Raw genomic sequence first — 19251 nt, 5'->3', positions numbered from 1 at the left:
CCTTCGGCAGGAGATCTTCATGAGACTGACCTCCCAACGGCTCACCGGCCTCCTCCTCGGCTCCGCCCTCGCCGCCGGCGCCCTCGGCTTCGGCACGATGGCCCGGGCATCCGACCCGCAGGACGGCGTACCGCCCGCCGTCGCCGCGGCCGTCAGCCACGTCGGACACCCGACGGCCGCCTCCACCCAGGCGTCCGGCGACGACCCCGACGGCGACGGGTACGTTCCCGCGAACCCGCCGGTCACCGGCGTCACCCCGTCCACGGCCACCCCTCCGCCGGCCTACCATCACGAGTTCCAGGCCGGCTGCTCGGTCACCCACACCGCGCCGGACGACCCGATCGTCTACCCGGGCCAGTTCGGCAGGTCCCACGACCACACGTTCATGGGCAACACCTCCACCGACGCCGCGAGCACCACCGGCTCGCTCTACGGGGGCGCCACCACCTGCAAGGCGCCCGCGGACGCCTCGGCGTACTGGATGCCTTCGCTGTACCGGGGCGACCAGAAGATCCTGCCCGTGGGCCCGCAGGTCATCTACTACAAGGCGGGCGTGACCGACTACCGGAGCGTGCGGCCCTTCCCCAAGGGGCTGCGGTTCGTCGTCGGCAACCCGATGCAGACCGCCCAGGAGTTCCGGGCCCACAAGGGCTTCGTCGAGGGCTGGGAATGCGGTGACAGCTTCTTCAACACCGACATCCCTGCGCACTGCCCGAGCCGGCCCGACGTCCAGCTCAACCTGCGGATGCAGGCCCCCAGTTGCTGGAACGGCCTGCACCTCGACACCCCCGACCACCAGAGCCACATGGCCTACCCGGTGGTCAAGCCCGGCACCAACGACAACATGTGCCCCGCCTCCCACCCGGTCGCCCTGCCGATGATCGAGTTCAAGATGGCGTGGCCGGTCAACGGCGACATGTCCCAGGTCCGCCTGGCCAGCGGTCGCGGCTACTCCTTCCACTACGACTTCTTCAACGCGTGGGAGGAGCGCACCCTCAAGGCCCTGGTCGACCACTGCATCAACGGCGGCCTCCAGTGCGACACCCGGGGCTTCGACCTCTACCGCCCCGAACGCGGTGCCGTGCTCAACGCCGACCACCGCCTGCCCTGAGCCGGCCGGCCAACCGCAGGGGCCCGGTCGCCTCCTCCCGCGTACGGGGGGGCGACCGGACCTCCGGCGCGCGCCGGTGACGGCTGGTCAGGAGGGCCTCGACGCGAAGCCCTCAGCGACGAGATCTTGGCAAGCGCTCTCCCGGCCGGAGAGCGGAGGACGCGACCGGGGTGGCCATGACCGACGACCTGATCGATGGGATGCTGGAACAGCTCGATCTGACCCGGAAGGTGCGGCTGCTGAGCGGTGCCACCACATGGCGGACCGCCGACGAGCCGGCCCTCGGGCTACGCCGGATGGTCATGTCCGACGGGCCGGCCGGCGTAGGCGGAGAGGCGTGGGACGAGCGGCACACCTCCGCGCTGCTGCCCTCCGCGTCAGCGATCGGTGCGCTGTGGGACGAGGAGCTGACCGCACGGCTGGGCGGCCTGCTCGCCTCGGAAGCGGCCCGCAAGGGAGTGGACATCGTCCTCGCCCCCACCCTCAACCTGCACCGCACACCCCTGGGAGGACGGCACTTCGAGTGCTTCTCGGAGGACCCCGAGCTGACGGGCCGCACCGGCGCCGCGCTGATCCGGGGCATCCAGGCGGCCGGTGTCGCGGCCACGGCCAAGCACTACGTCGCCAACGACTCCGAGTCCGAGCGCATGCACGTGGACGTACGCGTCTCGGAGCGGGTCCTCAGGGAGGTGTACCTCGCACCGTTCGAGGCGGCCGTCGCCGCGGGCGTGTGGCTGGTCATGGCCGGATACAACAGCGTGAACGGCGCCACCATGACCGCCAACCCCCTCCTCACCGAGCCGCTCAAGGACGACTGGGGCTTCGACGGCGTGGTCGTGTCGGACTGGGGCGCGCTGCGTTCGACGACGGCCCCCGCGCTCGCCGCACTCGACCTGGCGATGCCCGGACCGCAAGGACCATGGCAGGCGGAGCTGGCCCGGGCGGTGAAGAACGGTCTGGTCCCCGAAGAGGTCATCGACGACAAGGTACGACGCCTCCTCAGACTCGCCCGCCGCCTTCACGCGCTCGGACCGCGCGGGCCCCGACGCGTACCGGCGTCCACATCCCGCGACACCCGTGCGCTGCTGCGCCGGACGGTGGCCGCCGGCGCCGTGCTCCTGCGCAACCGCGGGGTGCTGCCGCTGGACCGGGCCGCCCTGTCGACCGTCGCGGTCATCGGCGAACACGCCGCGTCCCCGCGGGTGCAGGGCGGCGGCAGCGCGGGCGTCTTCGACTCGGGCACGGTCACGCCCCTCGACGGAATCCGTGCCGGGCTGTGCGGACACGCCCGCGTCGTGCACGCGCCCGGCCCCTCCCTGGAGGTGCCCCCGGCCCCCCTCGACCCCGGCCGATGCCGCGACCCCAGGTCGGGGGAGCCCGGAGTGCTGCTGCGGCTCCTGGACGCCGCGGGCCAGGAGTTGTACGCGGAACACCGCCTGTCGGGGAGACAGCTGGAACCTCCGGTCGTCCCCGGCACGAGCACGGTGGAGGTCAGCGCGCTGATCGGAGCGGAGACGACGGGGGAGTGGACCTTCGGAGTCGCCGGCTTCGGCCGCATGTCGCTCACGGTCGACGACCGGACCGTGCTGGACGGCGACTTCCCGTGTACGACCGACGACCCGGCCGTCGTCCATGTGACCCCGCCTCTCCACACCGCACGAGCGACGATCGGCACACCACGAACCGTCCACCTGGTGGCCCGGCGCGAACTGGCCCCCGGAACCGGGCGGGCCGTGATCGTCGCGGCAGCGCCCCCCGAGCGCGAGGCGGCGGCCGCGCTCGCCGAGGCGGTGGAGGCGGCGCGGAACGCGGACGCCGCGATCGTGGTGGTCGGCACCACCGAACACACCGAGACCGAAGGACGCGACCGAACGGATCTCTCCCTCGGCGGACACCAGAACGCGCTCGTCCACGCCGTCGCTGCGGTCAACCCGCGCACGGTCGCCGTCGTCAACAGCGGGGGCCCCGTGGAGCTTCCGTGGCGGGAGGAGGCCGGCGCGGTCCTGCTCACCTGGTTCCCCGGGCAGGAGGCCGGATCGGGACTCGCCGACATGCTCCTCGGGATCACCGAGCCCGGCGGTCGCCTTCCGACGACCTGGGCGGCCTCGCTCCCGGACGCACCCGTCACCCGCTCACGGCCGGTCGCGGGCAGGCTCGACTACGAGGAAGGGCTGCACATCGGCTACCGCGCGTGGGCGCGCGCGGAGAGCGAACCCGCCTACTGGTTCGGGCACGGCGAGGGCTACACGACCTGGGAGTACGGCGCGGTGCGGGCCCCGGCACAGGTGACGGAGGGAACGTGGTTCACCGTCGGCGTCCAGCTGCGCAACACCGGCGCGCGGCCCGGCCGCGAAGTGGTCCAGGTGTACCTGGCACGCCCCGGCTCCACCGTGGAGCGACCGGCCCTCTGGTTCGCCGGCTACGCCGCGGTCCACGCGGAGGCCGGCGCGACGACGACCGCCGTGGTGGACGTGCCCCCACGCGCTCTGCGGCACTGGTCCGACGACGAGCGGACCTGGCGCACCGAGGCGGGCACCTACCGGATCATGGTGGGGAGGTCGGCCGGTCACCTCCTGTGGCACGGAGAACTGAGCGTCCGAGCGACCGGGTGACACGGACGGAAGGGCGGTGCGGGCCGGTGCGTGTCTCCTCACGCGGGCCGTGCCCCCGACGGACGGCCGGGGTGTCGGACCGCTGGGCTATTCTGCCCGGCACCGCACACCGACTGGGGGGACCAGCAGAATTGACCGGCCTGTCAGCATTCCCGCTGCCTTTTCACGCCGCCCGTTCCGGGGCGTTCGCGCCACCGCGGACCCTGAGGGAACTGGAGATGCTGCGGTGCAGCGCGCACATCCGGGAGAAGCCGGGGTGGTACGACAAGAGGAACGATCCCGAGATCGTGGCCAGATGGACGCGAGAAGCGGCCGCCCAGGGACTCACCGAAGCACAAGTGCGGTACGTGCTCGCCGAACTCGCGCACTACGCCGCCCTGCGGGACGCGCGAACGGGCATCGAGGTGTCCGCCGTCGACGGGGTGTGGCAGTCGGACACCCTGGTCGACGACACGCTCCGCTCCCGGCTGCGCGAGGCGGCCCGGGTCCTGGAGGACGTCCCCGAGGCGGAGCGGGACTGGCATCCCGGATCCGGCGGCCAGGTGCTGGACCTGGTGCACCCCTCGCTGTTCTGCCTGGTGCGCGAGGTCAGCGGCGCGCCCGAGCGGGCCTGGACGAACCCGACGGACCGCTACTCGGCGTACGAGTTCTCCGAGCGATTCCAGTGGCTGCCCACGGACGTCGACGTCAGCGACGACGGTGACGTCACCTTCCTCTCGTACGTCAACAACGTCCACCCGGAGAGACACCACGGGCTGGCCGCCGTCCTGCCGGACCTGTTCGCCCGCGTGCTGCCGCTGCTGGAGAACGTGCTCACCGATCTGCGGCACCCCCGGCCGCTGCGGATCGAGGCCGATCCCTACGGGTGGTACGACGCGGAGCCGGAGTGTCCCGACAGGTCCGCCTACGGCGACGACGCCGCCTACGCGGCGGCCCGCCGGGCATGGGCACAGGCCCTGGACGAATGGTGGGAGAACCGCCGCCCGGTCGTCCCGGACGCCCCGGCCTTCACCCCGCCGGAGCTGCCCGACGCCTCCGACCGGGTCGACCTGCGCGGCCGCCGGCTCCAGGTCGTCGTCAAGCTCGCCACCGTTCATCTGACCCCGGACAAGCCCGAGTACCCCGGAGGTTCCTGGCACGTCGAGGGCATGCTGAACGAGCGCATCGTCTCGACCGCCCTCTACTACTGGGACAGCGAGAACATCACCGAGAGCCGGCTCGGCTTCCGGACGGCGGTCGACGACCCGGCCTACGAGCAGAACGACGACAACGGTGTCCGCGAGGTCTACGGCCTGGAGAACGAGGACGCGCTGAACCAGCACCTGGGGTCCGCCCCGACCCCGGCGGGCCGCTGCCTGGCGTTCCCGAACGTCCTGCAGCACCGCGTCGGCTCGTTCCGCCTGGCGGACCCCACCCGCCCGGGACACCGCAAGATCCTCGCGTTCTTCCTGGTCGACCCGTCGGAGAGGATCGTCTCGACCTCCGACGTGCCCCCGCAGCAGCCCTGGTCCGACACCTCGACCATGACGCTGGACGAGGCCAGGGAGTACCGGGAGCAGCTCATGCGGGAGAGGAAGTTCTTCGTCGACGAGCACAACGAACAGCTCTACGAACGAGAATTCTCCCTCTGCGAGCACTGAACCACCGCCCGGGCCGGCCGGAAACGGCCGGCCCGGGCGGAAGCACGCGACGCGGGCCTTGTCGAGTGTTGCGTGTGCCTCACCGGCGGGTGCTGTTCAAAGAGAGCACTCGGCGGTCAAGCTGAGCGGCGTCGCTCCCGATCATCGTGGGCGCACTTCTGATCGAGTCGAGAACATGCCGTGTGCGGCCAGAGCAGCGAACGGAGAACACTCGTGATTGTCGGAGTGCTCAAGGAAGCGCGGGCGGGTGAGAGTCGCGTCGCGGCGACACCGGCCACTGTCGAACAGATCCGCAAACTGGGATATGACGTGGTCGTCGAGCCGGGGGCGGGCAGCGCGGCGGGCTTCACCGACGGCGCCTATGAGGCCGCCGGCGCGAGCACCGGCGACGCGGTGGTGGCGGATGTGGTGCTGGGGGTCAACGCCCCGGCCCCGTCGCAGCTGGACCGGGTACGGCCCGAGGCGACGGTGATCGCCCTGTTCGCTCCGGCGTTCGATCCGGCGATGGTCGAGGACCTGGGCCGGCGTCCTTTTACGGTGCTGTCGATGGACGCCGTGCCGCGCATCAGCCGGGCGCAGTCGATGGACGTGCTGTCGTCGATGGCGAACGTTGCCGGGTATCGGGCTGTCATCGAGGCGGCGCACGAGTTCGGGCGGTTTTTCACCGGTCAGGTGACGGCGGCGGGGAAGGTGCCGCCGGCGAAGGTGCTCGTCGCGGGCGCGGGTGTCGCCGGTCTGGCGGCGATCGGCGCGGCGGGCTCGCTCGGCGCGATCGTCCGGGCGACCGACCCGCGCCCGGAGGTGGCCGACCAGGTCCGCTCGCTGGGCGGCGAGTACCTGTCGATCGAGTCCCCCGAGGTGGAGGTCTCCAAGACCGGCTACGCCAAGGAGATGGGCGAGGACTACAAGGCGCGCGAGGCCGAGCTCTACGCCGCGCAAGCCCGCGAGGTCGACATCGTCATCACCACCGCGCTGATTCCGGGGCGTCCCGCGCCGACGCTGATCACCGCGGAGATGGTGGCGGGCATGAAGCCCGGTTCGGTGATCGTCGACATGGCGGCTGCCAACGGCGGCAACGTCGAGGGCACGGTGAAGGGTGAGAAGGTCGTCACCGCGAACGGTGTGACGATCATCGGCTACACCGATCTGGCTGGGCGGCTGCCGGCGCAGGCGTCGCAGCTGTACGGCACGAACCTGGTGAACCTGCTGAAGCTGATGACGCCCGCCAAGGACGGGCACCTGGTCCTCGACTGGGACGACCCGGTGCAGCGCTCCATCACCGTGGTCCGCGCGGGCGAGTCCGCCTGGCCGCCTCCGCCGGTCCAGGTCTCGGCGGCCCCGGCGCCCGCACAGCCCAAGGCCGCGGCGGAACCCGCGAAGCCGGCGAAGACGCCGATGACGCCGAAGCAGCGGTTCGGCGGCGTGGCCCTCGGCGCCCTGGCGCTGTTCCTCCTCGCCGCGTTCGCCCCGGCGGCGCTGCTGCCGCATGTGACGGTGTTCGTGCTGGCGATCGTGATCGGCTATTACGTGATCGGGCATGTGCATCACGCGCTGCACACGCCGCTGATGTCGGTGACGAACGCGATCTCCGGGATCATCGTCGTCGGCGCGCTGCTGCAGATCGGCCACACGAGCACGGCGGTCACGGTGCTGTCGGTCGTGGCGATCCTTCTGGCCAGTATCAACATCTTCGGCGGCTTCGCGGTGACGCGTCGCATGCTCGCCATGTTCAACCGGAGCTGACATGTCTGCGACCCTTGCCGCACAGGCGGCCTACCTCGTCGCCGCGCTGCTGTTCATCCTGGCGCTGGCGGGACTGTCCAAGCACGAGTCGGCACGGCTCGGCAACGCCTTCGGCATGCTGGGCATGGGCGTCGCGCTCCTCGCGACGGTCGTCCTCGCGATCGACGGCGACGTCAGCACCGCCGGTCTCGGTCTGATGGGCCTGGCGATGCTGACCGGCGCGGTGATCGGCCTCCAGCGGGCCCGCGGCGTCGAGATGACCGGCATGCCCGAACTGATCGCGCTGCTGCACTCATTCGTCGGTCTGGCCGCGGTGCTGGTCAGCTGGAACGGCTACCTCAACGTCGAGCACGACCCCGACGGTCACGAGGCCAGGGCCCTGAACGCCCTCGGCACGCTGGGCATCCACCACGCCGAGGTGTTCATCGGCCTGTTCATCGGCGCCGTGACCTTCACCGGGTCGATCGTGGCCTACCTGAAGCTCGCCGCGAAGATCGACTCCAAGCCGCTGGTGCTGCCCGGCAAGAACGCCCTCAACCTCGGCTCCCTGGTCCTGTTCCTCGCCTTGACGGTGTGGTTCGTGATCACGCCGGAGCTGTGGCTGCTGATCACCGTGACGGCCCTGGCCCTGGCCCTCGGCTGGCACCTGGTCGCCTCGATCGGCGGCGGCGACATGCCGGTTGTGGTCTCGATGCTCAACAGCTACTCCGGCTGGGCCGCGGCCGCTTCCGGCTTCCTCCTCGGCAACGACCTGCTGATCATCACCGGCGCGCTGGTCGGCTCGTCCGGCGCCTACCTGTCCTACATCATGTGCAAGGCGATGAACCGCTCGTTCATCTCCGTCATCGCGGGCGGTTTCGGCATCGAGGCCCCGTCGGGTGCGGACGTCGACTACGGCGAGCACACCGAGATCACCGCCCAGGCCGCCGCCGAACTCCTCGGCTCGGCCCGGTCGGTGGTCATCACCCCCGGCTACGGCATGGCCGTCGCCCAGGCCCAGTACCCGGTCGCCGAGCTCACCTCGAAGCTGCGGGCGAAGGGCGTCGACGTGCGGTTCGGCATCCACCCCGTCGCCGGCCGCCTGCCCGGCCACATGAACGTCCTGCTGGCCGAGGCCAAGGTGCCGTATGACATCGTCCTGGAGATGGACGAGATCAACGACGACTTCGCCAAGACCGACGTGGTCCTCGTCATCGGCGCCAACGACACGGTCAACCCGGCCGGAGCGGAGGATCCCAGCAGCCCGATCGCCGGCATGCCGGTGCTGAAGGTCTGGGAGGCCGGCAAGGTCATCGTGTTCAAGCGCTCCATGGCCTCCGGATACGCGGGCGTGCAGAACCCGCTGTTCTTCAAGGAGAACACCGCGATGCTCTTCGGCGACGCCAAGGCCCGGGTCGAGGACATCGTCGGCGCCCTCTGAGCCGTCTCTCGCGCCTTCGGGGCCTTGCGCACCCCGTACCCCCGTCCGCATCCGTACCGCACGCAGTCCGGGAGCCCTCCTTGCACCCCTTCGATGTCGAGCACCTGACGACGAGCCAGTGGCGCAACGGCGGCGGAGCCACGAGGGAGATCGTGGCGTGGCCCGTGGGCGACGAGGAGTTCCAGTGGCGGGCGAGCGTCGCCGACATCGACCGGGACGGGCCGTTCTCGGCCTTTCCCGGGGTCGACCGGACGTTCACCCTCGTGGCGGGCGACGGCGTGCGGCTGACCGCCCCGGGCACGTTCGACCGGACGGCGCGAGTGGGGGAGCCCCTGGCGTTCTCCGGAGACCTGGAGCTGACCGCCGAACGGCGGGGCGGCGCCTGCCGGGTGCTGAACATCATGGTGCGCCGCGGCCGTAGGGCGGCGCGGGTGGACCGGATCACCGGGCCCCTCGTACCGCCCGGCGGCCATGCCGGGGTGTTCTACGTGCTCCGCGGCCACTGGCGCACGGACGCCGCAGGACGCCCGCTGACCGCGGGGCAGGGCGTGTGGTGGGACGAGCCCGACGGCGCGCCGGACGGTGCGCCGGGCCGGGAGGCGGCCACACCGCTCTCGCCCGACGCGGTGGGCCTGTGGGCGGACATCGCACCGGTGCGGTGAGGACGGGGCCGGGGACGGCGGCGGCTGCCGTCGTCCCCGGCCGGTTCCGTCGGCGGCCGGGCCGGCTTCTTCGCCGGTCGGGCCGCTGCCGCGGCCGTCAGGCCAGCTTCTTCAGCAGTTCGGCGGCCAGCGGGGCGGAGGACGCGGGGTTCTGGCCGGTGACGAGGTTGCGGTCGACCACGACGTGCGGCGCCCACGGCTCGCCGGCCCGCACCTGGACCCCGGCCTCGACGAGGCGGGTCTCCAGCAGCCACTTGGCCTTCTCGGCGAGACCGGCCTGCGTCTCCTCGGCGTTGGTGAAGGCCGTCACCTCGTAACCGGCGAAGGCGTTGGAACCGTCGCCGCGCTCGGCGGCGAGCATCGCGGCCGGGCCGTGGCACACCACGCCCAGGGGCTTGCCGGAGTCGAGGGCGTCGACGAGCAGCCTGCCGGAGACCGGGTTCACGGCGAGGTCCTCCATGGGGCCGTGGCCGCCCGGGTAGAAGACGGCGTCGTAGTCGGCGAGGTCCACCTCCTCCAGGCGGACCGGGCTCTTGATCTCCGGGATCGCGTCGAGCGCGGCGGCCACCTTGTCGGCCCCCTCCTGCCCACCGTTGACGTCCGGAGCCAGGCTGCCCCGGTCCACGGTCGGCACGACGCCGCCGGGGGTGGCGACCGTGACGGAGTGTCCGGCGTCCTTGAAGGTCTCGTACGGGGCGACCACCTCTTCCGCCCAGAAACCGGTGGGGTGCTTGGTGCCGTCGGCAAGCGTCCAGTGGTCGACGCCGGTCATCACAAAGAGGATCGTGGCCATGATGTTTCCGCTCCGAAGACGGGGGGCCGTCGGGCCCGGGTGAATGGGACAACACCGACACGCTGCGGCGATGTCTCGAAGGTAGGCGGCCGCCGCGGGCGGTGACCAATGACGGGACCGATACCTGCCATAGGAGTTTTCATGCCGCGCGGGGGAACAAACAGGGGGCGGCGCCCACGGCACCGCCCCGGCGTGCCATAGGGAGGCATTACCCTCGACGGCGTGAGCCATAGGGATCCTGCGGGGAAAGCGCCAGACGGCCGGCCCGCCGCGCAGGCGGCCGCGCCACCCGACCTCAACCTCCTGCGGACGTTCCTCGCCGTGTACCGCTCGGGCTCCTTCACCGCGGCCGCGCACGCCCTGGGACTGTCCCAGCCCACCGTCACCACCCACATCCGCAACCTGGAGCGCGACACCCGGCGGGACCTCTTCGAACGCCTGCCCCGCGGCGTCGCCCCGACCCCGGTCGCCGACGAACTCGCGGCGCGCATCGCTCCGGCCCTGGACGCGCTGGCCGTCGCCGCCGGGCCCGGACCGGCCGGCGGAGGGCGCGCCGAACCCGTACACCTCGCCGGGCCCGCCGAGCTGCTGGCGACCCGGGTGCTGCCGGCCCTGGCAGGGCTCGTGGCCGAGGGGGTGCGCCTGCGCGTGACGGCGGGCCTGACCGACCCGCTCCTCGACGAACTGCGCGCCGGCCGCCACGACCTCGTCATCGCCACGAGCCGCCCGCGTGGACGGTCACTGGTGTGGGCGCCCCTGACGGACGAGGAGTTCGTCCTGGTCGCCGCCCCCGTCTGGGCGGAGAGGATCAGGGAACCCCTCGCGGCGGAGGGCCCCGGGGTGCTGCGGGCCGTGCCTCTCGTCGCGTACGCGGAGGACCTGCCCATCGTCCGCCGCTACTGGCGGCACGTCTTCGGCACGCGGCTGAACGGCCGGGCCGCGCGGGATTCAGCGTGCTGCCGCGCTACCTGTGCGAGGCCGAACTGCGTTCGGGAGCACTGGTCCAGCTGGCCGATCCCGAGGACCCCCCGATCAACACGGGGTACCTCGTGCAGCGCCCCGGCGTCTTCGCGAACCCGGATGCCGAGCGCGTGCGCGCCCTGCTGCTCGAGGCCGGCCGCTCCTTCTGAGGACGGGGCGTCTCCCGTCCCGGGACACCTCGGCTATGGACATCCACGCCGCACTGCCCTAGCCTCCGACGCAATTATTCAATTAATTGACTAGAGGTGTCCTTGTGCATCCGTTCCGCACGGCCGTCGAGAACCGGGACGAGGCCGCCATCGAGGCGCTCCTCGCCGAGAACGTCGTCTTCACCAGTCCCGTCGCCTTCAAGCCGTACCAGGGCAAGGCCGTCACCGCCGCGATCCTGCGCGCGGTGACGCGGGTGCTCGAGGACTTCACCTACGTCCGCGAGATCGCCGACCCGGGCGGCCGCGACCACGCCCTGGTCTTCACCGCCACCGTCGGCGGACGGCAGATCCAGGGGTGCGACTTCCTCCGCTGCGACGAGGAAGGGAAGATCGACGACTTCATGGTGATGGTCCGCCCGCTGTCGGCCGTCACGGCCCTTTCCGAGGCGATGGGTGCCCAGTTCGACCGGATCGCCCGGGAGGCGGCCGGGGCGTGAGGGGCGACCGGGGCCCGGGAGCGGAGGCCCGGGCCGGGGAACGGTCGCCGGGGAACGGTCGCCGGGGCGGGGTGCGTCCGGGGGCGTGGCGCGTCCTGGGGCGGGGCGCACTGGGCTCTGCCATGGGGGTGGTGAACCGGGTGTGATCGGATGTCCTTCATGATCACTCCGACCCTGTACCTGTTCAGCAGCGCGGCCACCCCCGTCTTCGACGTCGCTCGCGTCATCGAGGAGGCGCAGGCCGACGGCTGGGACGTATGCCTCGGTCTCACCCCGACGGCGGCCGGCTGGCTCGCCGGCTCCCTCGACGGGCTCGCCGCCCTCACCGGCCACCTGGTCCGCTGGGACCACCGCCTCCCCGGCCAGTCGGACCCCTGGCCGGAGCCGGACGCCGTCGTCGTCGCGCCGGCGACCTTCAACACGATCAACCAGTGGGCGCTCGGAATCACGGACAAGTGGCTCGTCGGGGTGGTCGCCGAGGGCATCGGCAAGGGCATCCCCATGGCCGCGATGCCGTGTGTGAACCGGGCGCTCGCCGCGCACCCCCAGTTCGAGCGCTCGATCGACACCCTCAGGGCCGCCGGGGTCAGGATCCTGTACGGCGAGGGCGGCTTCGTCCCCGACGAGCCCGGCCAGGGCGACCCCACCACGTACCCGTGGCGGGCGGCCCTGGACGCCGTCGCCGACGTCCTCCGCCCTGAATCATTCGCCTAGGCACCTCGCGCGCTCGCCCTGTCCGGTCGAGGGAGCCGTCCCTGCGAGGAACTCCCGCGCGCCGCGCAGCCTGGTGCGCAGCCGCGACCGCGAGACGCGGCCGTCGAGGCGTACGTCGAGCGCGCCCGGCAGGTCCGTCTCCGCGCGGAGGCCGGCGGGGAGCAGGGCGGGGTCGATGCCGTCGCGTCGGGCGACGAGCACGCCGAGCTCGTAGCGGCTGACGGCGTCCGGGCCGCCCAGGTGGAAGACCCCGGCCAGGTCGGACAGCGCGAGCTCCCAGAGGGCGGCTGCCAGGTCGGTCACGTGGACGGGACACCGGACGTCGTCCGTGAACAGGGCGCCGTCCCGCTCGCCCGCGGCGAGTTGCCGCACCACCCGCTCGTGGGCGGACCCGCCGTCGCCGATGATCAGCGAGGTGCGGGCGACGGCGGCGGCCGGGTGGAGGAGGCGTACGGCGGTCTCGGCGGCGGCCTTCGCCGCCCCGTAGGGGGTGACCGGGTCGGGGAGTGCCGTCTCGTCGTAGCGCACGTCGGCCCCGGAGAAGACCGCGTCACTGGAGACGTGCACCAGGCGGATGCCCCGCCGTGCCGACGCCTCGGCGAGACGGACGGAAGCGTCCGCGGTCACCCGCCAGTCGGCGCCCCCGCTGGACGCGTTGATCACCGTGCCCGGCGCCAGGGCGTCGAGGACCGCGTCGACGCCGTGGGGTTCGCGCAGGTCCAGCGGGTGCCACGAGACGCCGGCGGCCCCGCCGGGTCGGGAGTGGTACGTCGCGGCCGTGATCCGGCCCGGCCCGTTCGCGCCACCCGCCTGGCGCACCAGCTCGGCCCCCAGGAACCCGCTGCCCCCGATGATCAGCACCGTCATGCCGCCACAAGGTACGCGACGCGGATGACCGGTGCGCGACCGCTGCCCGCCCCGCATACCGGACGGGTCATCGGGTACCGGCGGACCAACGGCACATCACGGGATGAACCGTGCATCGCGCATCGACGAGGGAGTCAGCATGACCGGCAACGGCAGCACCGAGACCGGTGGCGTCACCGGCACGAAGGACAAGGACTACAACCTCTTCTGGTACGTCGAGAGCTGCCTGGCCAACGCCCTGCGGCTGGAGACCTACATCCAGGACGCGGACCGCGAGGGCGACGCCGAGGTCGCCGAGCTCTTCCGCAAGGCCCAGGCCGACAGCCGCAAGGGTGCGGAACTGGGCAAGCAGCTCCTCCGCTCGCGCATGGGAGGCTGACACGACCCCTGGGTCCGGACGCCCGCGGAGCCGTCGCCCTGGCACGGGCGCGGAGGCCGGCACCGGCGCCACCACCACCGGTGCCCACGAGGTGAGTGCCGGCGGGCACCGCGCCGACCGGGACGGCGTCCGGACGCCCGGCGCGGCAGGCCCGGCACGACGGCCCGCCGGGTGTGAAAGGCGGTCGAGCGGGGAGCAGAGGATCATGGGTGTGACCACCGACGTGAGACGAGCGGATCGCGACCTGACCCGGCGTGTCGCCGGCTGGCGGACACCGCTGACCCGCCGGGTCCTGCCCGTGGCACGGTCCGCGGCCGAACACACCAAACTGTGGTGGGGCGCGGCCGTGCTGATGAGCGCCTGCGGCGGCAACCGGGGCCGCCTGGCGGCGGCCGCAGGTCTCGCGGGCATGGCGACGGCCGAAGTGCTGTCCAACGCCGTCTGCAAGCCGCTGTACGAGCGCCGGCGCCCGCCCGAGGAACTCATCCCGCACGACGACGTGGAGGAACGGCCGGACAGTTCCTCCTTCCCCTCCGGGCACACGGCGGCGGCCGTCGGCTTCACCGTCGCCTGTGCGGGCACCTGGCCGGCGGCGGGCGCCGTCTGCGGGGTGCTGGCCGCCGTGGTGGCCGTGGAGCGGGTGCACTCCGGCGCGCACTACCCCAGCGACGTCGCCGCCGGCACCGCGATCGGCGCGGCCGCGGCCTGGCTGGTGCGCCGGTCGCCCCGCCTCTTGCTGCGTCACCTGCTGAAGCCGGGCTGACCGCGGACCGGCCGCGCCGCGAGGCGTTCCAGGCCCGGCCGACCGGCCGGGCGACGAAAGGAAGGGAGCCGAACGATGAGCGAGAACAAGGACCGGTTCGCGCGGGCGCGCAGCGAAGAGCAGCCGGGAGCTTCCTCCGGTTCCGAGCGTCAGGCGCAGGAGCGCGAGGTGCCCGGCACCGCCGGCAGCAAGGAGGGCTACCAGCGGGCGGGCACGGGCGAGGGCGAGCCCCTGAAGGGGGTCGAGGCCGACGAGCAGGAGGACGGCGCGTAGCGGGGAGAACGGGCTGGCCGGGCCCCGCGGGATGCCCCCGGGGCCCGGCCCTGCGCTGACGGCGCTTGCGTGATGCTTGCGGGGCGCTTGCCCGTACGGGGGTCGCGGGATGGCCCCCGGGCCGGGCCCTGCCGGGTACGGCCCTGCGGGATGGCCCCCGGGCCGGGCTCTGCCGGGTACGGCCCTGCGGGATGGTGCCACGGCGGTCCCGGGGCCCGGCCCTGCGCTCACGACGCTGCGGGGCCTTGCGGGATGGTGCCGCGCGGTGGTCCCGGGGCCCGGCCTGCGCTGTACGGCTCTGCGGGACGCCCGTCGGGGCCCTTGCCGCGTACAACGCCGCTGGATGAACCCGGGGCCGGGCCCTGCCGGGTTACGGCCCCGCGTGATGCCCCCCTGGCCCGCGGGCGGCCCGGCCGTGACCGGCCCCTGGTCACCGACGGCCGGTCAGGATGCCTGCCGGCCGGCGGTCCAGACCGTGCCGCGGGTCTCGTACTCCAGCATGGACTCCAGGCCGAGGGCGGCGTCGACGCCCAGTTCCCGGCGGACCAGCCACAGGGCGAGGTCCAGGCCCGAAGTGACGCCACCGGCCGTGACCAGGTCGCCGTCGTCGACGACCCGCGCCTTCTTCAGCACGCCGCCCTGCTGTGTCAGGTCGGCCTGGGCCCGGTGGTGCGTGGTGCAGGGGCGGCCACGGGTGACGCCGGCGGCCGAGAGGAGCATCACGCCGGTGCACAGGGCGGCGACCGTGAGGCCCGGCCGCCGGGCCTCGGCCAGGGCACGGGGCAGAGCACCCCGCCGGATCTCGGCCCGGACTCCCGGCGCCTCCGGGCGGGCGTAGCCGCCGCCGGGGACGACGAGGACGTCCGCCTCCTCGGGGGCCCAGCCGTGGTCGACCCGGAGACGGGTGCCGAAGGCGGCGGTGACGGTGCCGGGGCCGTCGAGGGCGACGTAACGCACCTCGACGTCGCGGTCGGTGAAGTGGTCGGCGGCCGAGAACACCTCGTACGGGGCGGCGAGGTCGAGTTCTTCGACGCCCTGGAAGAGCACGACCTGGACGCGCAGGCGGCCGCCGGCGCCGGACGACCCGGCGGGGGAGGCGGCGCCGGGCGACGTGGCCGCGGCGGTGGCGGCGGGGACACCGGTCGCGAGTCCGGCGGCGCCGAGCGCGGTCGCGGTGCGCAGCAGGGTGCGTCGGTTCAGGGACACACGGATCTCCTGTCGTGGTGCGGAGAAAGAGGAGGAAGGGGAGAAGGGGCAGGAAGGGAAGAGGGGGGAGAGGCAGACGAAGGGAGGAGGGGGCCGGCGGGACGGCGCCCGTGGCGGCGGTGCGGCCGGCCGCACCGCCGCGCCGGTCACACCGTGTTCACGATGCCGCGCCGCTCGTACTCCAGGACTTCCTCGGCGAACAGGGCCGTGTCCGCGCCGAAGAACCGCTCCACCAGCCAGATCCCCAGGTCCACGCCCGAGGTGACGCCTCCGCAGGTGACCAGGTCGCCGTCGTCGACGACCCGGCCGCCGACCACGCGGCCGCCCTGCGCCCGCAGATCGTCCAGGGCGATGTGGTGCGTCGTGCAGCGGCGCCCGGCCGTCAGGCCCGCGGCGGACAGCAGCAGGGTCCCGGTGCACACCCCGCCGAGGACCAGGCCGTCCCGGCGGGCGGGGCAGCGTGCCGCGCCGGATCTCCCGCTCGATGCCGGAGCCCTCGCCGTAGCCGCCGCCGGGCACGACGATCACGTCGGCGGAGCGCGGCGACCAGGCGTCCCGGCAGACGATCTCCATGCCGGCGGAGGTGGTCACCCGGCGGGTCCCGTCCACGGTGACGAACGACTGCGCGACGTGCTCCTCGCCGACGATGCCGAACACCTCGATGTGACCGGCGAAGTCCTGTTCCTCCACGCCGTCGTAGAGCACGGTGTGGACGCGGAGGGGGCGCGAGCGGCGGGGGCGTACGGACGGGGAAGGCATGAAGGGCCTCCGTGGCAGCAGAACGTGGTGGGCTCCCGGCGCGGGCCGGGAGGCGAGAACACGTTCAGTCTTCCGACGGGTGCCGGGCGGCGACACCGGCGCGCGTGCCCATGGTGCGCAAGATACGGCCAGGGCCGGGCCCGGCCGGGGAAAGGCCCGGCCGGGGAAAGGCCCGACCGGGGATAGGCGCGGCCGGGGAAAGGCCCGTCCAGGGAGGTCCCGGACAGAGGCGCGGCGCCCGGGTCCGCTGTCCTCAGTGGCGGAAGGCGGCCCGGTACGCGGACGGGGTCGTGCCGACCTGGCGGGCGAAGTGGTGGCGGAGCGTCTCGACCGAGCCGAAGCCGGTCGCCTCCGCGACGCGTGTCAGGGGGAGTCCCGTCGTCTCCAGGAGCTCCCTCGCGCGCTGGACGCGCTGGGCGAGCAGCCACCGCAGCGGCGTCGTGCCGGTCTGGGCGCGGAAATGGCGGGCGAGGCTGCGCCTGCTCATCATCGCGTGTGCGGCGATGTCGGCCAGGGAGAGCGGTTCGCCGAGCTTGCCGCGCATCCACTGAAGGGTCTCGCCGAGGTCGGCGGAATCCGTTCCGGGTGTGCGGTATTCGATGAACTGCGCCTGTCCGCCGGTGCGTTGGGGCGGCATCACCAGCATCCGGGCGGCCGCAGCCGCAGCCGCCGCGCCGTGGTCGCGGCGGACCATGTGGAGGCACAGGTCAAGTCCCGCGGCGATGCCGGCCGACGTGAGCACGGCCCCCTCGTCGACGTAGAGCACGGACGGGTCGACGCTGGTCCCGGGGAACCGCTCGGCCAGGGCGTCGGCGAACCGCCAGTGCGTGGTCGCCCTGCGCCCTTCCAGGAGTCCGGCGTGCGCGAGGGCGAAGGCCCCGGTGCAGATGGAGGCGATACGGGCTCCGCGGTCCGCGGCCTCCCGCAGCAGCCGTACCGCCCGGGGATCCGGTGTGCCGTCGGCGGGGATGCCGGGCACGACGACCGTGTCCGCGGCCGGCACCTCGTCCCATCCGTACGAGGAGGAGACCCGAAAGGGCGCCGTGGGCCCGGCCGTTGCCACGGTGTCGCGGTCGACGCACACGCGCACGTCGTAGGCGGGCGAGCCGTCGGGGCCGGTGACGAGCGCGAACACCTGGCAGGGTATGGCGAGATCGAAGGCCGACACCCCGTCGAGTGCGAGAACGGCAACCACGTGCATACGGCCGGAGCGTACGCCATCGTCGTGGGCGCCCCTCGAGCGCGACCACACCGTACGACCCGGGCCCCGCGACCACGCCGTACGACCCGCGACCGCGACCATGCCGTTGTCGGCCCCGGACCCGTCCGGTGCCCGAACGGGTCCGGGCCGACAACGGTGCCGCAGGTCCGGGCGCGCAGGGCGACCGGCCGGGACGTGCGTCCCCGCCGGTCGCCCTCTCAGCCCCGGAGCAGACCGGTGCCCCCGGCCGCGGGGGGACCGGGCCGGACGCGGGTCAGCTCGGCCACTTGCCCGTCACGCGGCGGGTGGCGGTCGCTCCGGCCCGGTCGACGGCGGCCTTCACGGAGGCGAAGATCGCGCCCTGCAGGGCGGCCGCGATCAGCACCTCCTTCCAGGACCGGTCCTCGTCGGTGGCGTCCGGCGCGTCATTGTTGGGGTCCAGCATCTTCCACGCCTTCTTGAACAGCGTTCCGGCGACCAGGCCGCTGAGCGCACCCAGGGCCAGACCGACCGGCCTGTAGGCGACCTTGGAGGGCTTCATCGGCTCACCTCACCCCTTCCCGTGCCGACGGACCCGCCACAGCACCACGGCACCGGCGACGGCCACCGCGAGCAGCAGCCCCCGGTGGTCGCGCGCCGCCCTGGTGCCCTGCGCGGCCTTCTGCCGCACCGGCTCCGGCGCCTTCTCGTCCCACAGCCGCCCGGCCCGCGCGGCCTGAGCCGCCGCCGTGTCCCGGACCGTGTCCGGCAGCTTGTCCTGGGCGCGGTGCGCGAGATCGGCCGCCTTCGCCCTGACCTCCTCGACCTGGACGGCCGCCTTCGCCCTGACCTCTTCGGCCCGGACGGCCGCCTCCTCCTTCACCTCCGCGGCCTTGCCCTTCACGCGGGCCTTGACGTCCGCCTGGGCCGCGAGCGCCTCGACGGTCCGCCCGAGCTCCGCACGGGTCCGCTCGACCTGATCGCGCAACTCATCGGGACCGGCGGTGGTCTCCTTGTCCTCTGCGGGACGGTTCATCGGTGCGCACTCTCCTTGATCCGGGCCACGTCGGCCTTGACGTTCTCGATCGTCTGTTCGGGAGCGAGCGGGGTCGCCCGGTCGAACTCCTTCTTGCCGGTCCGTGCCATGACGGCGGCGATCACCCCGAGCACGGCGGTGACGACGAGGGCCGCCGCCCACACCGGCAGCACCAGCGCCAGGGCGGCGATCACGGTGGCCACCAGCGCCTGCAGCATCAGGAACCCGACCACTCCGGCGCCACCGAACAGGCCGCCGCCCTTGCCGTAGCGCCGGCCCTTCTCCTTCATCTCCGCCTGCGCCAGCCGCAGTTCCCCGCGCACCAGCTCGGTCAGCTGCTGCGAGGCCCGCTGCACCAGCTCGCTCACCGGTTCGTTCCCGGGGGCCCGCACGGGCGCCCCTGTGGGGGCGCTCGCGGGGCCGCTCCGCGTTCCGCCCGCCGGCGCGTCCACCCGGCCCAGGCCCG

19 protein-coding genes and 1 pseudogene are annotated in these 19251 nt (G+C 73.2%); 12 read left to right on the top strand and 8 right to left on the bottom strand.

The genetic code is table 11. The features are described from left to right. Positions 1-19: 19 nt before the first annotated feature. The 6 genes from ABD954_RS03290 (at position 20) to ABD954_RS03265 (ending at position 9188) form a co-directional block, all read left to right on the top strand. Entirely contained in the window at positions 20-1111 is a 1092-nt protein-coding gene (locus ABD954_RS03290) for a DUF1996 domain-containing protein (RefSeq protein ID WP_345484218.1), read from the top strand. 176 nt (positions 1112-1287) lie between these two features. Beyond that, positions 1288-3723: a glycoside hydrolase family 3 C-terminal domain-containing protein gene (locus ABD954_RS03285; protein ID WP_345484217.1), complete on the top strand. Its 2436-nt coding sequence runs from the start codon at positions 1288-1290 to the stop codon at positions 3721-3723. 131 nt (positions 3724-3854) lie between these two features. Continuing rightward, entirely contained in the window at positions 3855-5363 is a 1509-nt protein-coding gene (locus ABD954_RS03280; protein ID WP_345484216.1) for a DUF4246 domain-containing protein, read from the top strand. Between the two features lie 213 nt (positions 5364-5576). After that, positions 5577-7106, top strand: a complete 1530-nt coding sequence (locus ABD954_RS03275) for a Re/Si-specific NAD(P)(+) transhydrogenase subunit alpha (protein WP_345484215.1) — start codon at positions 5577-5579, stop codon at positions 7104-7106. 1 nt (position 7107) lies between these two features. After that, a complete protein-coding gene (pntB, locus tag ABD954_RS03270) occupies positions 7108-8526 on the top strand; it encodes a Re/Si-specific NAD(P)(+) transhydrogenase subunit beta (protein ID WP_345484214.1) in 1419 nt (472 codons plus the stop codon). Positions 8527-8606: 80 nt separating this feature from the next. Continuing rightward, on the top strand, positions 8607-9188 hold the full coding sequence (locus ABD954_RS03265; RefSeq protein ID WP_345484213.1) for a HutD/Ves family protein: 582 nt from the start codon (positions 8607-8609) through the stop codon (positions 9186-9188). 97 nt (positions 9189-9285) lie between these two features. On the opposite strand, the gene ABD954_RS03260 is transcribed toward ABD954_RS03265, so the two are convergent. Continuing rightward, positions 9286-9981, bottom strand: coding sequence for a type 1 glutamine amidotransferase domain-containing protein (locus tag ABD954_RS03260; protein WP_345484212.1), 696 nt, complete (start codon positions 9979-9981; stop codon positions 9286-9288). 222 nt (positions 9982-10203) lie between these two features. Here ABD954_RS03260 and ABD954_RS03255 point away from each other — a divergent pair. The 3 genes and pseudogenes from ABD954_RS03255 (at position 10204) to ABD954_RS03245 (ending at position 12322) form a co-directional block, all read left to right on the top strand. Further along, a pseudogene (locus ABD954_RS03255) lies at positions 10204-11111 on the top strand (LysR family transcriptional regulator). Positions 11112-11215: 104 nt separating this feature from the next. Continuing rightward, positions 11216-11608, top strand: coding sequence for a nuclear transport factor 2 family protein (locus ABD954_RS03250; RefSeq protein ID WP_345484211.1), 393 nt, complete (start codon positions 11216-11218; stop codon positions 11606-11608). Between the two features lie 159 nt (positions 11609-11767). Beyond that, the gene (locus ABD954_RS03245) at positions 11768-12322 is read left to right on the top strand and encodes a flavoprotein (protein WP_345484210.1); all 555 of its coding nucleotides are present in this window, start codon (positions 11768-11770) and stop codon (positions 12320-12322) included. Here ABD954_RS03245 and ABD954_RS03240 read toward each other — a convergent pair. Beyond that, complete coding sequence (locus tag ABD954_RS03240; RefSeq protein WP_345484209.1) at positions 12311-13189, bottom strand: SDR family oxidoreductase; 879 nt, start codon at positions 13187-13189, stop codon at positions 12311-12313. The two genes, ABD954_RS03245 and ABD954_RS03240, sit on opposite strands and share 12 nt — an antisense overlap. A gap of 103 nt (positions 13190-13292) precedes the next feature. On the opposite strand from ABD954_RS03240, the gene ABD954_RS03235 reads away from it, so the two are divergent. The 3 genes from ABD954_RS03235 (at position 13293) to ABD954_RS03225 (ending at position 14604) form a co-directional block, all read left to right on the top strand. Then, the gene (locus ABD954_RS03235; protein WP_382746013.1) at positions 13293-13568 is read left to right on the top strand and encodes a hypothetical protein; all 276 of its coding nucleotides are present in this window, start codon (positions 13293-13295) and stop codon (positions 13566-13568) included. 205 nt (positions 13569-13773) lie between these two features. Continuing rightward, a complete protein-coding gene (locus ABD954_RS03230; protein WP_345484208.1) occupies positions 13774-14331 on the top strand; it encodes a phosphatase PAP2 family protein in 558 nt (185 codons plus the stop codon). Between the two features lie 75 nt (positions 14332-14406). Next, positions 14407-14604, top strand: a complete 198-nt coding sequence (locus ABD954_RS03225) for a hypothetical protein (RefSeq protein WP_345484207.1) — start codon at positions 14407-14409, stop codon at positions 14602-14604. 444 nt (positions 14605-15048) lie between these two features. Here ABD954_RS03225 and ABD954_RS03220 read toward each other — a convergent pair whose 3' ends face one another. From ABD954_RS03220 to ABD954_RS03195, 6 genes are all read right to left on the bottom strand, one after another. Further along, complete coding sequence (locus ABD954_RS03220; RefSeq protein WP_345491940.1) at positions 15049-15804, bottom strand: DJ-1/PfpI family protein; 756 nt, start codon at positions 15802-15804, stop codon at positions 15049-15051. A 152-nt stretch (positions 15805-15956) separates the two neighbouring features. After that, positions 15957-16232 carry a DJ-1/PfpI family protein gene (locus tag ABD954_RS03215; RefSeq protein WP_345484206.1) on the bottom strand — a complete coding sequence of 92 codons (276 nt, stop codon included), beginning with the start codon at positions 16230-16232 and terminating at the stop codon, positions 15957-15959. A 590-nt stretch (positions 16233-16822) separates the two neighbouring features. Continuing rightward, positions 16823-17770: a GlxA family transcriptional regulator gene (locus tag ABD954_RS03210; protein ID WP_345484205.1), complete on the bottom strand. Its 948-nt coding sequence runs from the start codon at positions 17768-17770 to the stop codon at positions 16823-16825. A 274-nt stretch (positions 17771-18044) separates the two neighbouring features. Then, positions 18045-18311, bottom strand: coding sequence for a DUF4235 domain-containing protein (locus ABD954_RS03205; protein ID WP_345484204.1), 267 nt, complete (start codon positions 18309-18311; stop codon positions 18045-18047). Between the two features lie 9 nt (positions 18312-18320). Continuing rightward, positions 18321-18785, bottom strand: a complete 465-nt coding sequence (locus ABD954_RS03200; protein ID WP_345484203.1) for a DUF3618 domain-containing protein — start codon at positions 18783-18785, stop codon at positions 18321-18323. Further along, a complete protein-coding gene (locus ABD954_RS03195; protein WP_345484202.1) occupies positions 18782-19153 on the bottom strand; it encodes a phage holin family protein in 372 nt (123 codons plus the stop codon). The genes ABD954_RS03200 and ABD954_RS03195 overlap by 4 nt, the downstream gene beginning before the upstream one ends. Positions 19154-19251: the final 98 nt, after the last annotated feature.

Source organism: Streptomyces roseoviridis (assembly GCF_039535235.1).
GTDB lineage: Bacteria > Actinomycetota > Actinomycetes > Streptomycetales > Streptomycetaceae > Streptomyces > Streptomyces roseoviridis.
This window is presented reverse-complemented; position numbering and strand designations above follow the sequence as displayed.